The organism is Streptomyces sp. NPDC111507, from assembly GCF_055638955.1.
Genome location: NZ_JBVKBU010000010.1, coordinates 1 through 14,469 on the forward strand (window position 1 = coordinate 1; position 14,469 = coordinate 14,469).

The following is a 14,469-nucleotide window of genomic DNA, read 5'->3' on the forward strand; positions in this document are numbered from 1 at the left end:
CCACCACCCTCCACGCCACCTTCCACCACTACACCGAACACCACACCCCCACCTACATCACCGCACACACCAACAACAACGACACCGACACCGACACCGACCACACCCCAACCCCCACCACCCACATCACCGCACACCAAAACAACACCACCGTCTTCACCGCACAACTCACCACCCACACCCCCACCGACACCACCTGAGAGAGCGCTTCACCCTGGTGAGGTCGTTTCGTACGAGGTTCAGGTGTCGCGCCAGTTCGGGGTGCATGCGCGGGTGAGTCCTCGACTTATGAGGGAATGACTTTTGCTGTGACGCTAGCGGCCCGCGATTTTCTTGCCGGCATCGATGCCTCAGTCGGCCGCGGGCACGTTCGCGGAGGTCTTCACGCTCTGCGCGTCCAGCACGCAGACGCTCTGCTCGCCGTCGCGGCCTTCGGCCTTCCGCTCTCTCACGGTGCAAAGTCATGTGGCAGGTATCGCCGGGGGAGGCCGGTACGGGCGACGTAGAGGATGACGTCCATATCCGGGCCGTTGCCTCTCAACTCGGCCCAACGGCCATGAGTCAACAAGTGGCGTGCGCAGGCAGCTCCCATCCCGTCTGCCATCGAGCCAGGCAGAGCAGACCACACCATCAGCCACCGGTGGATCCGGGCTTACGGCGACGAGGACCGTGCTGTTGTTGTGGCAGCGTTCTCGGCGAGACTGCGGCCGTACGGTGCGCCCTGCCTGGTCCTGACCGCCATGGCCTCCGGACGCGGAGGTGGCCGGCAGGGGACACCCTGGTTTGGGGTGCTCTTCACGCCGGGAGGGCTCTACCACAGCATCGGCGCGAAGCTGGTCCTAGCTGTCGTCCACGCCCGCGCGGGGATGGTTGGGCCGATGAAGGAGAAAACCGTGACCGTTCGGTGCAGGGAACTCAGCTTCGGTATGCCGTGGGAAAGTCTTTACGGGTTCAACCAGGCCGTGCAGGCCGGCGACACGCTCTACGTCTCCGGGCAGTTGTCGCACAACAGCACCGGGGCCTTCGTCGGAGCGGGCGACTTCGAGCTGCAGGTGAGAACGACTCTCGAAAACCTCGACCGGGTGCTGGAGCACTTCAGCACCGACCGCGACCCGATCGTCGAGACCACCGTTCTCGTCAAGGACCTGCGGGACCACTTCGATACCGTCGCCCGACTGCACGCCGCGTACTGCGGCGACCACCGGCCCACCAGCACCGTCCGACATCATCACCGCCGCGATCCAGCGACTGGACGCCCTCCTCAACCCTGGCTGACCAGCAAAAACCCAACCCGACCAGCTGGAAACACCCACCGGAGAAGTGAAATCCGGCGCCCACCCGACGCGACAGCCAGGCCATCAAGCGGCGAGGCCGGGGTCTGTTGAGCTGCCGTCGAAGCTCGCCGGTATGGCCGTCTGAGCGTGCGGACGCCGGTACTGTGCCGCTGCACGCCCGGAGCCCGACGCACCGGGCGCGGCGGGACCGCTCAGTCGACGAAGTACTGGTCGTGCCTGTCGAAGAACTCGGCGCGTTCCTCCTCCGTGGCGTTGCTCAGCTCCGACATCTTCTCGAAGAACTCCTCACGCGGTGCGCCTGGCGTGAAGAGCAGCAGCATCTCGGCCAGGGTGTCGGAGTCGTTGCGGAAGGCATGCAGCCCGCCCCGCGGAACGTACAGGAAGTCGCCCTCCCGCCCGTCGACCCACTGCTCACCGTTGAACAGGCGAACGGTTCCGTTGAGGATGAAGAAGGACTCCGAAATGGTCCGGTGGAAGTGCGTCTTGGGGCCACCCGACTTCTCCTTCATCATGACCCGGTAGAGGCCGAACTCACCGCGCGTCATGTCGTTCGTCGCGAGGTAGCGGATGCGCATGCTGTCTCCGGATTCGCCGACATCCGGCGCGGTGTCGGCCGGCAGGAAGTGCGCGCTGACCTCGCCTCCATCGCCGAAATACACCTGCTTCGGGTACGACATGCAAACCATCCCCTTACCCGGATCGCGTGCGCACCGACGCACCGACGGGACATGTGCCGATCACTCCAGATGCCCGCCGCCCAAGACCACGCCCCTTCAGGGAGACCGAATTCCCCGCACCTGTACGACAGTTGCGGAATCCCCCGCGGCCCCGTCCGTCCGACAAGATCGCGACCGTTTTGCGCGTAATATAGCCCCTTAGCCAGTTTTATGATAACAGCATTCCACGACGTTCCCACTGAGCGGGCACGCCTCACTGACCATGAGTTAAGCCGTGTCGGGTGCCAAGTTGGTGAGGCACGATGGTGCGGGTGACTCGGCGGCTGCCAGGGGCTGTTGAACTGCGGGTCTGGTAGCTCGGGTTCAGGGCCTTCGCGACGAGTCCAGGGGGAAAGGGCCGTCCGCCCGGAGCTTTTGATCGCCTTCCAGGACGGGCGGGAAGCTGATGCGGGCCGGGTCGACGCCCGCGATCACGGAGGCCTTCGTGATCAGGGTGCGTAGGGCCTGGTAGAGGCAGAGCAGGGCCCACAACTCCTGGCGTACGCCCTCGGGTTTGCCTGACCGCAGGACGCCGCCGTCGGTCCGCAGGTCGACCTTGACCAGCTTGAACAGGACTTCCACGGACCAGCGCTCCGCGTAGTTGCGGGTCAGTTCCAGGGCGGGGGCCGCATCGGGGTCCAGCAGCGTGGTGATCAAGCAGAACACCTCACTCATCCCGTCGTCGTCAGCCACGCTGTACTCGATGACCCGCACTGTCACACGCTCCGAGCGCCTGGTGCCGCGCAGCTCGGACAGGTAGGTGCCATCGGGCAGTTGTTTCTTGACGGGCAGGGTGGAGGAGGTCGAAACCCGCCACAGCAGTTCGGCCCCGGTGAGAGCGGCGGCTGTGTACAGGTCGTAGGAAGGAAAGCCCCGGTCCGCCAGCAGCAACATGCCCGGGGTCAGCCGGTCCAGCAGGCGCTCGAACAGGATCCGTTCGCCGACCGCGATGGAGTCGAAGGCCGCCCCGGCCAGGGCCAGGGAGCCGCACTCGGCCAGCATCACCATGCGGGCTTGCGGGCGGCTGCCACCGGCCGGCACATCGAAAGCAACTTCGTTGTGTTGGCCCGAGGGCACATCGAAGACCGTCCCGTCCACCGCCATCAGCCGCAGCCCCCGCCAGAACGCGTTCGGGGTCCGCTCATCGGCCACGGGGGCGGCGACCTCGTAGAACAGATTGCGCAGCGGCGCCTCACCCAGCCGGTAGCGGGCCAAAGAGATCGCCCCGTCGCTGGGCATCCGGTAGCCATCCCAGCCGCCCCGCGACCACCGCAACCCCTCCAGCAGGCCTCGAAGCGTGCGCACATACCCCTTGCCCGGCTCCAGCCACAACGCCATCGCGAGATACATCATCAGTTTCGACGGCAACGAGCGCGTCCGCTCCTCCCGCGCGCCGGCCTCGTCCACCGCGGCCTGCACCGCATCCTCCGGGAACACCGTTGCCAGGAGCCCGATCGACACGTCATCCGTCAGCCGCCCCGCGGCCCCACCCTCAGCTCGCTCCACCCGGAGATCATCACATGGAGATCGTTAACTCATGACTATTGCAGCTCGGCCCGCCAGGTGGTGTGCGTGAGCCCGATGAGTCGTCGGCGTGCATCGGAGTGGCCACTGGGATACGCGCGAACGAGGTCGAGCGGGGGCGCCTTGGGATCAGACACGAGCGAACTGACGGAAAGAGGCCGCAGCCGGGCTGGGACCGGGCTTTGCAGTGACCGGTCCTAATCCGCTTGACCTGACCACGGGTCAACGCTGCACTGTGGCGGGACACCACGAGCAGTGGTGCCGGTACCCCAGGGAGGCAGCGGCAGCGATGGAGATTCGTCCCACGACCGACCAGGACCTCGACGTCTTCGTCGACACACTCCATGCCGCGTTCGGACGCTTCCCTGAAACCCCGACCGAGGGCGGCGGGGTCTGGTGGTCTGCGCTCGAGATGGATCGCAGCCTGCTCGCCCTGACGGCGGACGGGCGGCCCGTCGGCACCGCCGGTGCGTATGCCTTCGAGCTCACCCTGCCCGGTGAGATCCTCGTCCCGGCCGCCGGGGTGACCGCCGTGGGCGTTCTGCCCTCGCACCGACGCCAGGGCGTGCTCAGCGCGATGATGCGGCATCAGCTCACCGAGCTGCGGGCGCGCGGGGAGTTCCTCTCCGTGCTGCTGGCGTCCGAGGCCCTGATCTACCGCAGGTTCGGCTACGGACCGGCGACCTACACGCAGCGGCTGACAGTGCCACGCCACCAGGCCGCCCTCGCCCTCCCCCGGGCGCGAGGAACGGCCGACGCCCCGCCGACCGGCTCGGGCACCGGCACGATCGAGCTGCTGCGGCGTGCCGAATGCGGCGAGATCCTGGAAGAGGTCTACGACCGCTATCGTCGCGCACAGCCCGGCGCGCTGTCCCGGCCGCACCGCTGGTGGGCCTTGGGCGCGGGGCAGCCCCCGGTCGCTTCGGCGCCGCGTTACGTCGCCGTCCACCGGGACGCCGACGGAGTCCCGGACGGGTACGCCAGCTACTCGGTCGGCGAGCCCAGCACCTTGACGGTGGACGAGACCATCGCCGCAGACGACGCCGTCTTCACGGCCCTGGCCCGGTTCGTGCTCGGACACGACCTGGTCACTCAGGTCGTGTTCAAGCATTTCCCGCCCTCGCACCCGCTGCGCTGGCAGTTTGCGGACTTCCGCGCCGGCCAGGTCAGCGGCGACACCGACTGGCTCTGGGTGCGGCTGCTGGATGTCCCGCGTGCGCTGACCGCGCGCGGCTGGTTCATGGACGGCGAGCTCGTCCTCGACGTCGATGACCCGTTCCTGGGCGAGCACGGCCGCTACCTGCTGACCGTCCGGGACAGCAAGGCCGACTGCGTCCCGACGGACCGGGAGCCCGACCTGTCCCTGGACGTGAGCGACCTGGGCTCGATCTACCTCGGCGGCACCGCCCCGAGCACGCTCGTGCGTGCCGGACACATCCGGGCCCACCGCCCGGGCGCGGCCACCCTCGCTGACGCCCTCTTCCGCGCCGACCGCTCCCCGCACTGCCTGCACTGGTTCTGAGCGCACACTCGCCCACCCTGCACGCGTGATGAACTGTGGGAGTTGTTCAGGCAGGTGATTCCGGAGACGGCCATCCTGCGCCCACAAGGAGGCGGCCGGTGTCGTACCGGCGACTCGGAGACGTTCGCGGCGATCGTGTTCGTGGCCACGCCGGGCTGCATCTGACAGCAGTTGCCGCCACTGTTCGGGCCGTGCCGGTGGACCGTGTACTGCCGCCGCTTCGCCCAGTGGAGCCGTGACCGGGTCAGGGCACGGCCTCACCGCGTGATGGTGGACCACGCCGCAGGCGACCGGGCCAACTACACGCCGGCAAGGGCTACGACTGCGACCACCTGCGCTGATGGCTTCGAAGCCGAGGCATCCGCCCCCGGATACCGCCCTCGCCAGCCGGCGGTATCCGAACAGATGAGCGGCGAGTCCGACGAAGCTGAAGGGTTCCGGACTCGGAGCCCGCTCCGCCTCGGAGCCCGCTCCGCCGCTTCGGTCGTGGCAGCGGCCAGCAGTCCGTCACGACTCGCCCTCGGCTGGCAGCTCGAGGTGCAGTTCGTAGCCCCCGTCGGCCGTTGGGCCGGAGGTGACGGTGCCTCCAAGGAGTGCGGCGCGCTGTCCCAGGCCGACCAGACCATGGTGCGCACTGGGCAGAGGGAGAGGAGGCCGGGTCGGTGCCGTGTTGGTGATCGTGGCACGAATGGCGCCGCCCTCGTTGCGGATGCGGACCGTCGCACTGGTCCCGGGGGCGTGCTTGCGTACGTTGGTCAGCGCTTCTTGGACGGTGCGGTAGATGGCGCGCTGAACGGTGGGCGGAAGGTCGTCGGACACGTCGGTGTACAGCTCGACCTGGATGCCGCTGTTGTCGACCAGCCGCTCAAGGTCGGCCAGGGACGGCTGCGGTGTCAGCTCCGTGGGGCGGCCCCCGGAGGCGCGCAGGACGCTGACCATGTGCCGCAGTTCGTCCAGGGTCTGTACGCTCAGCCGCCGGATCGTGGCGGCGGCTTCCTTGACTTCGGCGTCCCGGGCGCCGACCTGAAGGGCTCCGGCCCGCACCGCGATCAGACTGACCTGGTGGGAGACCACGTCATGCATCTCGCGGGCGAGCTGCGCACGTTCCCTGGCCAGTACGGCCTCGGCAGTCAGCAGCCGCTTGTGGTCACGCGCCTCGGAGATCTCGGCGAGCCGCTGCGACAGATCGCGCCGGGTCTGGACGAGTTGGCCGAGGAAGACAGGAGCGGCCGCCGTCGCCGCGGTGTAGCCCAGAGTGACGAGGGTCGAGGTGGCCGCGAGGTTCCAGTGCAGTGACGGCCATGAGGTCATGTCGCAGATCGTGAATGTCGTTACGCAGACGGCCAGCAGAGCGCGGTGTCGGGTGAATGAGGCGAGGGTGTACAGCGCGGCCAGCGCGGCGATGACCGCGTCTGAGACCAGGACGGCGGGGAGCGTGAGCAGGAAGGTGAGCAGCGGCCGGCGACGGCGCAAGAGAAGCGAGAAGGCGGCAACCAGGGCGCAGCCCAGGCGCAGCGGCTCGTCGATGTGGACCTTGACCCAGACATCGAGCAGCGAGGCTCCGACGAGGATGGCGTCCAGCAGCGGGGCGGGCGGGCGGCGAGGGGTCATCCCCCCTCCTGGTCCCGCGACGGTTTGAGCAGGCAGGCCCCTTCGGCGAGCCGGGAGTCCTGGATGCGGCCGTCCACTGTGAGTTCCGTGAGGATGGCGCTCACGTCGTCCTTGACCGTGCTCGTGCTCAGCTGCATCCGTGTGGCGATGTCGCTGTTGGACAGTCCCTCGCCGATGAGAACGAGCACGGCGCGCTCGCGGTCAGTGAGTCGGGCGAGGCTGTGGGCAGCGGGTTCCTGGGGGCCGGTGTCCGGACGGACGTCCACGACCGTCCGGGTGACCTTGGACGACAGTACGGTGCCGCCGTCGGCCAGGGCCCGTACCAGGAATGGAAGCTGCTCGGGGTCGGTGTCCTTGAGCAGGTAGCCCGCGGCGCCCGAGCGGAGTGCCGTTGCCACGTGCTCGTCCATGCCGATCGTCGCGAGCATGGCTACCACCGGAGGGTGGGACAGCCGACGGAGGCCGGCCAGGACGGTGAGGCCGTCGACGTCCGGCATCCGGACGTCCAGAAGCACGACGTCAGGACATATCTCCTGTGCCGCCTGAAGCGCCTGGCTGCCGGGAACCGCCGCCGCGACCTCGATGTCCTGCGCCGCGTCGAGGATGTACTGAAAACCCTTGCGGATCAGGGCCTCGTCGTCGACCACCAATACTCGGATCACGGGTGCTCCACTCACCATGGGACCACTGTCCGATTCGTACCATGTCATGACACTACCGGCTGGTTCACAGCATCGAATCCAGCCAGTCGGCGGGGGCTGCGTCGGCCAGTCGGCGGGGGCGGTTCCGGACACCTGCCGGATGGTTGTGACGCACACCGTCCGGGACCCTGGATCACATGTTGCACGCCGTATCAGAGGTCGCACCGTCCGGGGCGGCATCCGCTGTGGGGGCAGGTCTCGCCCCCCTCCCTTACGGCGTCAAGTGCCCTGTTCGCCCTGCTTGCCGGGTTCACCCTGGTCCTTCTCACTGGTCGGCCACAGCCACGGACGGGGCGAGCCGGGCGGCAGGCCATGGGCAGGGTACTGATCCGCTCCGCCGTCCTGGTTGCCCTGGGATACGCCCTGACCTGCCTGGAAACCTCGGTCGACGTGATCCTCGCCGCCTGTCTCTTCGCCACGGACCGGTCGGCCCGCCTGCGGCGGCTTGCCGCGCCCCCCATCGCGGTCGGTTCGGTCTCCCTGGCCGCTTACGTCGGTCACATCATCGCCATCAAGACCCTGGGCATCGACGACGTGCCGACCTCCGCGGCACTGTATGCCCTGGCCTGCTTGGCCGCGGGCCAGCATGCTGCCGGCCGTCGCCTGGACGCGGGCGTTCCGGCGAGGACCACTGGAGTACATGCTGCACGCCACCACCACACCCGCACGCCTGATCAACTAGCTGACTGTGGTCCAAGCCCCCTCTAGGACACAAACTCCATCGCCGATTCCAAGGCGCCCACGGTTTCCGAAGGTCTCACACCATCCGGCGTCACGCCGGGCCAGGAAAGAGGTAAGCCGATGTCGGTCCGCCTGACGTTCATGTGCGCGACAGCCGGGGACACCAGCAGGAACGCGGTGTTCGGTGACGGTCTTCTCAGCGAGCGCGGCCTGCGCGAGGCACGCCTCGTCGGAGCCACACTCCCCCCGTACTCGCTGGCCATCCGGGCACCGTCGACCCGCTGCGGGCAGGTCGCCGACGCTCTCGGCCTGAACGCCACGCTCGAACCCGCGCTGCGCGATTTCGACTACGGTACGTGGCGTGGGCGCACAGTCGGCGAAGTCACCGCGCACGACCCCTACGGGTACGGTGCCTGGCTTACCGACCCGGATGCCGCGCCACACGGAGGCGAGTCGGTACGCCGGCTCTGTCGCCGAACCGCCGGCTGGCTGAGCAGAGTGCCGCCTGGCACGGGCGACGCGCTGGTCATCACCGAGCCGGCGATCATCCGGGCCGCGCTCGTCCATGCTCTGTCCACACCCACAACGGCCTTCTGGCATTTCGATGTGCCACCCCTGTCCGCGGTCTCCCTCACCTTGCGTGGTGACCACTGGAACGTCCGACCCGGGCCCGTCATCCCTGGAGGAGTCGGCACCCGTCGTACCGTTCCCGTGCCTGCTGTCGCTGTGCGGAATCAGACGACGCTCCTGTGGGACGAGACGGCGAACGACGAGCAGCACGACCTCGTCGCCTGGGTGTGACCCACGAGCACGCTCGCTGACATGTGCCGCTACAGGCTGGGACGCCAAGCCGAGGACGAGTTCGGGGCGCTCGACCCCCAGGTGCAACGGGCCGCGGACGGGGTGCGGTCCGCGGCCCGCCAGTTGGCTCCTCGGTGCGGATCAGGCAGTCTTCTCGGGAACCGCTTCCTCGCCCGCTTGCGCGAGGGAAAATCGGGCGGGTGACCCTCGCTGGGCGACAGCGCCCACGCGAGGGTGCCGTGCCAGGCCCAGGGTGCGGCGCGTGCGATTCGGGACGCGGCCGTGCCCGGCGACGCCCTCGCGGGTGCCACGTCGACCGAGGTTCCCGACGCGCTCGTCCGGTACGCGCTCCGGGCAAGCACGGCCCGAAGTGACGTCGCTGAACTCGACGCCGCCTTGCAAGAGTTGACCCGCCGCTCCTCAAGCCCACGGCTTCCTCACGCATGGAAGACGGCGTGAAGAAACCACGCATGCCCCGCCATAAAGTGGGCACGGCTTGCTGGCATGAGCGTCACGAATATGCCAACTTTCCTTCCCGGCCTGGAACTCTCCCGCCGCTTCTACACCGAAGCAGTACGCCCCCTGCTGGAGGAAGCCTCCCCCGCAATCCCTCACTCCGCAGCACGCCTGGGCAGCGGCTCCGAGGTGCTCGGGTTCGACACCCCCCGCTCCGCCGACCACGAATGGGGCCCCCGTCTCCAGCTCTTCCTCCGCCGCCAGGACGTCGCCCGGCACGCGGGACGCATCAGACACGTACTCGCCGAGCACCTCCCGAAGACCTTCCACGGCTACCCCACCCACTTCGCCCCCACCGGCGACCGCGACATCCGCGTCATGAGGGCCACCGACGGCCCCGTCCACCACCGCGTCGAAGTCACCCACCTCTCAGCATGGTTCATCGACGCACTCGGCTTCGACCCCTCCTCCGGCATCGCCCCTCGGGACTGGCTCGCCACCCCCACCCAGCTCCTCGCCGAAGTCACCGGCGGTGCCGTCTTCCACGACGGCCTCGGTGAACTCGCCCCCTTACGGACGGCCCTCCGCTGGTACCCGCACGACCTCTGGCTTCATGTCCTGTCCTGCCAGTGGCAGCGCATATCCCAGGAGGAGGCCTTCGTCGGCCGCTGCGGCGAGGTCGGCGACGAGCTCGGATCCTCCGTGGTCGCCGCCCGCCTCGTGCGCGACCTGATGCGCCTGTGCCTCCTGATGGACCGCCGCTATCCGCCCTACAACAAGTGGCTCGGCAGCGCCTTCGCTCGCACCCCCATGGGCCCTCGCCTCACCCCCGACCTCACCGCCGCCCTCACCGCCGGCAACTGGCGCGACCGCGAGCAGCATCTGGCGTACGCCTACGAGACGGTCGCGGGCCTGCACAACCAACTGGGCCTGACCGACCGTGTCGACCCCGCCACTCGCCCCTACCACTCCCGCCCTTTCCAGGTCCTGCGCGCCGACCGTTTCTCCAAGGCCCTCACGGCCCGCATCACGGATCCGACGCTTCGCGATCTGCTGCCCGTCGGCTCCGTGGACCAGTTCCTCGACAGCACCGACGTCCTGAGCCGCCCGAAACTGACCCGCGCGGCAGGCCACGCCGTACGAAAATCCAGGTCAGAGTGAACCTGACGTGGGCTTCCGTGCAAGCTGCGTGCCACCGCCACCGGCCCAGGGAGTCGACTCACGTCGTCCTCGCGGACTCCGGGCTCCCGGACTTCGACGTGCTCGTGGGCAACGCATCCATGGGCGGGTCGACGCACCATGTTGGGCCGTGGTGCGGCACATCGCCCCCGCCCGGGGTCAGCCAGGTCGCCGTCTCGTCCGTCGGGGCCACGGCCCTGCTACGTGCTTCGGCGTGCCCGGCAGGAAGTGCCAACTTCCCCTGGTCCCACCGGTGATGGAGGATCTGCTCATGACTCAGCAGCGAACCGATGGGGCGCTGTCGGCCGACGCGGCCAACGCCTACCTGGAGGCACTCCGTGAGCGGCTGGCGGCCGACGGATGCGGGGTGACCGCGACCACCTGGCGCGACTACCGGGTAGTGATCGGCAGTCGATCGGACCGCAGGGTGCGGTGGTTCGGCACCAAGGTGGAGGTGTTCGTCCTCGCAGCCGCTGTCCCCCAGGTCGACGACGCCTCGATGGCCGAGTTCACCGGATGGGCCATGGACTATGTGAAGAGCCTCCGCAGCGGTCTGCCCGGCGCCCGCAACGCGGCGATGGTCCTGCCCGCCCTGGCCAGCGGCAACGTCCAGCCGTCCGCGAGGAATTGGGCCGCCAAAGACGCATGGATCCTCGGGACGTCCCTGATCGGCCGACCCGTCACGGTAGAAACGCCGGTCTCCAGTGCCACCCGAGTCGCCATGTACCGAGGCAAGGCCGTGTAGGGCGGGATGTTCACGCGTCACGTCCTGGAAAAGGCGTCACTGTACGTCCCCTGAGTACCCCGCTGAGGCTTCCCCTGCGTACTCTCCCGAGGCGATCGCGGGGCGGTGGCCCCCTCCGCCGTCCGTCTCCAGATCAACCGTACGAGTGCTCTTCGCCGGTCGCCAGTGAGACACCGCAGAAGGGTCCCCTCGCCGTTCCGCCCCAGGCACCTCGTCGCATCCGCGAGATCTGCTCACCGGATGGGCGACGTGGTCCTGCTGACCCATTGGGGCAGCGTGAGCTGCATGGCCAGGTTCGCTCGGTGTGGCCTGCGGTGACGGGGCGACGGGTGGCCGCGATCGGGCCGGGTACCCGCGTGAGTCCGCGTGTTTCGGCCTTTGCCGCAGGCCAGAGCGTCGCGCAGCAGAGACAGGTGTGCGGGTACGGCTGCGAGGCGGTCGTACCCGTCCCGGCATGTGTGGCAGGTCGCCAGGTGAGCCCGCACCGCGCCTGCCTCATCGGGGGCGAGGGTCTTGCGTTCACCTACGGCCAGAAGCTCACGGATCCTGCGGCATTCCTCGAGGGCCGTCTTCTCGTCGGGCTTCGTCAGGCACTGGGTCGCGGTCATGGTGAAACCTCCGTTCAGGGTTTCACCATGGCTCAGGAGCGGCCCTCAGCGCGTCGTCCCCACGCAGCGACTTCCGGCTACCACGGCTGCAGTAGGCGGTACGTCGGTCTGCGGCCGGGGCAGAAGACGGACGCACCGTGTTGGCGACTACGCGGGTTGCTGGGATTGATCCGGTTCCGTAGCCGGACTGACCAGCCCGCACTGGTAGGCGATGACGACGAGCTGGGCGCGGTCACGAGCTGCCAACTTGGTCATGGCCCGGTTGATGTGGGTCTTCGCGGTCAGCGGGCTGACGAACAGGCGCTCGGCGATCTCGTCGTTGGACAGGCCCAGTGCGGCGAGGCTCGTGACGTCGCGTTCCCGCGGTGTCAAGCTCTCCAGCCGCTCGTGTACGGCCGCCGGGCATGGATCCGGTTGGGCCAGAAACCGGGTGATCAATGCCCGCGTCGCTGACGGGGACAGCAGCGCCTCGCCGTCTGCGACCGTTCGGACGGCATCGAGGAGTTCCTCGGGTCGCGCGCCCTTGCCGAGAAAGCCGCTCGCACCCGCACGCAGTGCGTCGGCGACGTGCTCGTCGTCTTCGAAGGTGGTCAGGATGAGCACCTTCACACTTGCGAGGCCCTCGGACTCGGTGATGAGCCGTGTCGCCTCGAGGCCGTCCATCTCCGGCATGCGGATGTCCATCAGGACCACGTCAGGGCGCTGTGAGCCGGCCAGCTCGACCGCCTCGCGGCCGTTGGACGCCTCGGCCACGGTCTCCATGTCGTCCGTGGCGTCGAACAGCATGCGGAAGGTGCCCCGCAACAGGGCCTGGTCATCGGCAAGCAGCACGCGAATCGTCATGCTCATGTCTCCGATTCCCTACCGGGCTGGGGCGCAGCGGAAGCTCCGCGGTCACGGTGAAACCGCCTTCGGGGCGCGGTCCCGCATCCAGCGTGCCCCCTATCGTGGTAGCCCGCTCTCGCATCCCGATCAGCCCGTGACCGGCCCCCGGGTGAGGATGGTGCGGTCCGGCGCACCCGTCGTCCTCGACGGTGATCGTCAGCCGTTCGCAGTGATAGTTCACGAACAGTCGGGCATGGTCGGCCCCGGCGTGCTTGCGCACATTGGTCAAAGACTCCTGCACGATGCGGTACGCGGCCAGGTCGACCGCCGGCTCCAACGATTCGGCCGTGCCCAGCCACGTGTGGCTCACGGCCAGCCCGGCGCGATCGAACGACGCCAGAAGTGCTGGGACTTGTGCGAGGCCCGGCATCGGGTCACGGGGCGCCACCGGCTCGTCGGACTGCCGCAGCAGGCCTACAGTCACCCGTAATTCGTCCAGCGCGGACCGGCTGGTGTCCCGGATGTTTTCCAGAGCCGTCAGGATTTGTTCCGGGCGCTGGTCCACCAGGTGGACGGCGACGCCTGCCTGAGCGTTGATCAAGGCGATGTGGTGCGCGACGATGTCGTGCAGCTCTCGTGCGATCCGGACGCGTTCGGCCGCCACTCGCTGCTGTGCTTCTTGCTCGCGGGTGCGCTCGGCGTGCTCCGCCCTTTCCTCCACGGCCGCCACATAGGCGCGCCGTGAGCGCAGCCCGTCCCCGACGGCGGCCGGCAGGGCCGTCCAGGCCACCATCGCGGCCTTGTCCGGGTCCAGCCACGAATCCGAGGTCCACACCGCGTCGGCGCCCACCAGGACAGCAGCCGAGACAGCTGCCGCGGTCCAGGCGGTACGCCGGTCGGTCCGCAGCGCCACGTTGTAGATGGACGCCAGCACCGGGCTTGTCACCAGCGGGCTCTCCCGAAAACCAAGCATCTGAAAGATCACCCCGCAGCCAATGGTGATCGCCAGTACTCCGAACGGGTGACGACGCCGCCAGAGCAACGCGGAGCAGCCGACGGCAGCCAGCACCACGGCGGACCAGCGCAACACGAACTCGTGCTCGTGCGGGTCGACCGAGGCAGCCACCACCGACAGTACGCACAGCACAGCCACGCCCAAGGCGTCGAGCGCGCGGCTCCGGGCTCGCCCTCGCCGCCTCCAACCGTTGAGCACCGTCATGCCATCACCGTAGGGTCGGTGGCCGGGTCAGGCATCGTTTCACCACAGCAGAGGGGCGTCCCGGAGCGCCATGGCCTGTCCGCGGAATCCTGCTCCGTCCGGGCTGCGCCCGAAACCAGCCCGCTGGTCAGTTGCGTGTTCTCTGGCTGTCCGAGCTGTCTGGGCCTTGCTTTGGCATTCCCTTCAGGGTGCGGACCGGCGTTGCGTGGCGGGATCTGCCCGCACGCCTTTGCGGGCGATGTGGTGCCGGGCTGCCGTAGACATCGGCACCGGTGGTCGCAGTCGTAGCCCTTGTCGATGTGGAGCTTTGTCGGCCTTCGCCGACGAGATCCGCGGCGCGAGCGGATGGGCAGGATGCCGGCGCTGTCAAATCCGCGCTGGCCGACCGCAAAGACCGTGGTCGAGTGCGTCGTGTGCGACGACCCGCGACATGTCAGTGACCCATGCCACGATCGCGGGCATGACGTCGATCGACGAGCGGCTCGTTCACGAGACAGCCGCCGAGTACGGCGTTCCCGGACCCGTCACGCAGGAGTTTATGTCCCGGTTCCGGCCATGACTCTATCTGGTGCCGCACGAGGAAGTG

General features: G+C 68.4%; 13 protein-coding genes and 2 pseudogenes. 7 read left to right on the forward strand and 8 right to left on the reverse strand.

Annotation, left to right across the window (positions count from 1 at the left end):
* A pseudogene (locus ACZ7M2_RS32980) lies at positions 1 to 200 on the forward strand (hypothetical protein); the annotation flags it as partial.
* 153 nt (positions 201 to 353) lie between these two features.
* Here ACZ7M2_RS32980 and ACZ7M2_RS32985 read toward each other — a convergent pair.
* Positions 354 to 547, reverse strand: a pseudogene (locus ACZ7M2_RS32985) (transposase); the annotation flags it as partial.
* A gap of 241 nt (positions 548 to 788) precedes the next feature.
* Between ACZ7M2_RS32985 and ACZ7M2_RS32990 the strand changes: the two are divergent.
* Positions 789 to 1,385, forward strand: coding sequence for a Rid family hydrolase (locus tag ACZ7M2_RS32990; RefSeq protein WP_471598408.1), 597 nt, complete (start codon positions 789 to 791; stop codon positions 1,383 to 1,385).
* 101 nt (positions 1,386 to 1,486) lie between these two features.
* Here ACZ7M2_RS32990 and ACZ7M2_RS32995 read toward each other — a convergent pair whose 3' ends face one another.
* Both ACZ7M2_RS32995 and ACZ7M2_RS33000 read right to left on the reverse strand, forming a co-directional pair.
* A complete protein-coding gene (locus ACZ7M2_RS32995; protein WP_471598409.1) occupies positions 1,487 to 1,972 on the reverse strand; it encodes a cupin domain-containing protein in 486 nt (161 codons plus the stop codon).
* Positions 1,973 to 2,335: 363 nt separating this feature from the next.
* Positions 2,336 to 3,517, reverse strand: coding sequence for an IS4 family transposase (locus tag ACZ7M2_RS33000; RefSeq protein WP_471598410.1), 1,182 nt, complete (start codon positions 3,515 to 3,517; stop codon positions 2,336 to 2,338).
* A gap of 307 nt (positions 3,518 to 3,824) precedes the next feature.
* Here ACZ7M2_RS33000 and ACZ7M2_RS33005 point away from each other — a divergent pair, with 307 nt between their 5' ends.
* The gene (locus tag ACZ7M2_RS33005) at positions 3,825 to 5,057 is read left to right on the forward strand and encodes a GNAT family N-acetyltransferase (protein WP_471598411.1); all 1,233 of its coding nucleotides are present in this window, start codon (positions 3,825 to 3,827) and stop codon (positions 5,055 to 5,057) included.
* A gap of 507 nt (positions 5,058 to 5,564) precedes the next feature.
* Here the strand turns inward: ACZ7M2_RS33005 and ACZ7M2_RS33010 are convergent.
* Entirely contained in the window at positions 5,565 to 6,668 is a 1,104-nt protein-coding gene (locus ACZ7M2_RS33010; RefSeq protein ID WP_471598412.1) for a sensor histidine kinase, read from the reverse strand.
* A complete protein-coding gene (locus ACZ7M2_RS33015) occupies positions 6,665 to 7,330 on the reverse strand; it encodes a response regulator (RefSeq protein ID WP_471598413.1) in 666 nt (221 codons plus the stop codon). The genes ACZ7M2_RS33010 and ACZ7M2_RS33015 overlap by 4 nt, the downstream gene beginning before the upstream one ends.
* Before the next feature lie 351 nt (positions 7,331 to 7,681).
* Here ACZ7M2_RS33015 and ACZ7M2_RS33020 point away from each other — a divergent pair, with 351 nt between their 5' ends.
* The 4 genes from ACZ7M2_RS33020 (at position 7,682) to ACZ7M2_RS33035 (ending at position 11,231) form a co-directional block, all read left to right on the forward strand.
* On the forward strand, positions 7,682 to 8,077 hold the full coding sequence (locus tag ACZ7M2_RS33020) for a hypothetical protein (RefSeq protein ID WP_471598414.1): 396 nt from the start codon (positions 7,682 to 7,684) through the stop codon (positions 8,075 to 8,077).
* A 93-nt stretch (positions 8,078 to 8,170) separates the two neighbouring features.
* Entirely contained in the window at positions 8,171 to 8,851 is a 681-nt protein-coding gene (locus tag ACZ7M2_RS33025) for a histidine phosphatase family protein (protein ID WP_471598415.1), read from the forward strand.
* Between the two features lie 519 nt (positions 8,852 to 9,370).
* A complete protein-coding gene (locus ACZ7M2_RS33030; protein ID WP_471598416.1) occupies positions 9,371 to 10,468 on the forward strand; it encodes a DUF4037 domain-containing protein in 1,098 nt (365 codons plus the stop codon).
* Positions 10,469 to 10,757: 289 nt separating this feature from the next.
* Positions 10,758 to 11,231, forward strand: a complete 474-nt coding sequence (locus ACZ7M2_RS33035; RefSeq protein WP_471598417.1) for a hypothetical protein — start codon at positions 10,758 to 10,760, stop codon at positions 11,229 to 11,231.
* A 233-nt stretch (positions 11,232 to 11,464) separates the two neighbouring features.
* Here ACZ7M2_RS33035 and ACZ7M2_RS33040 read toward each other — a convergent pair whose 3' ends face one another.
* From ACZ7M2_RS33040 to ACZ7M2_RS33050, 3 genes are all read right to left on the reverse strand, one after another.
* Positions 11,465 to 11,839 carry a zf-HC2 domain-containing protein gene (locus ACZ7M2_RS33040; RefSeq protein WP_471598418.1) on the reverse strand — a complete coding sequence of 125 codons (375 nt, stop codon included), beginning with the start codon at positions 11,837 to 11,839 and terminating at the stop codon, positions 11,465 to 11,467.
* Positions 11,840 to 11,986: 147 nt separating this feature from the next.
* The gene (locus tag ACZ7M2_RS33045) at positions 11,987 to 12,682 is read right to left on the reverse strand and encodes a response regulator transcription factor (RefSeq protein WP_471598641.1); all 696 of its coding nucleotides are present in this window, start codon (positions 12,680 to 12,682) and stop codon (positions 11,987 to 11,989) included.
* Complete coding sequence (locus ACZ7M2_RS33050; RefSeq protein ID WP_471598419.1) at positions 12,654 to 13,883, reverse strand: sensor histidine kinase; 1,230 nt, start codon at positions 13,881 to 13,883, stop codon at positions 12,654 to 12,656. Before ACZ7M2_RS33050 ends, ACZ7M2_RS33045 begins: the two co-directional genes overlap by 29 nt.
* Positions 13,884 to 14,469: the final 586 nt, after the last annotated feature.

Coding starts and splice junctions, on each gene's coding strand:
- ACZ7M2_RS32995 (WP_471598409.1), bottom strand. CDS start 1,972: ATGTCGTACCCGAAGCAGGTGTATTTCGGCGATGGAGGCGAGGTCAGC.
- ACZ7M2_RS33005 (WP_471598411.1), top strand. CDS start 3,825: ATGGAGATTCGTCCCACGACCGACCAGGACCTCGACGTCTTCGTCGAC.
- ACZ7M2_RS33010 (WP_471598412.1), bottom strand. CDS start 6,668: ATGACCCCTCGCCGCCCGCCCGCCCCGCTGCTGGACGCCATCCTCGTC.
- ACZ7M2_RS33020 (WP_471598414.1), top strand. CDS start 7,682: ATGGGCAGGGTACTGATCCGCTCCGCCGTCCTGGTTGCCCTGGGATAC.
- ACZ7M2_RS33025 (WP_471598415.1), top strand. CDS start 8,171: ATGTCGGTCCGCCTGACGTTCATGTGCGCGACAGCCGGGGACACCAGC.
- ACZ7M2_RS33030 (WP_471598416.1), top strand. CDS start 9,371: ATGCCAACTTTCCTTCCCGGCCTGGAACTCTCCCGCCGCTTCTACACC.
- ACZ7M2_RS33035 (WP_471598417.1), top strand. CDS start 10,758: ATGACTCAGCAGCGAACCGATGGGGCGCTGTCGGCCGACGCGGCCAAC.
- ACZ7M2_RS33040 (WP_471598418.1), bottom strand. CDS start 11,839: ATGACCGCGACCCAGTGCCTGACGAAGCCCGACGAGAAGACGGCCCTC.
- ACZ7M2_RS33045 (WP_471598641.1), bottom strand. CDS start 12,682: ATGACGATTCGCGTGCTGCTTGCCGATGACCAGGCCCTGTTGCGGGGC.
- ACZ7M2_RS33050 (WP_471598419.1), bottom strand. CDS start 13,883: ATGACGGTGCTCAACGGTTGGAGGCGGCGAGGGCGAGCCCGGAGCCGC.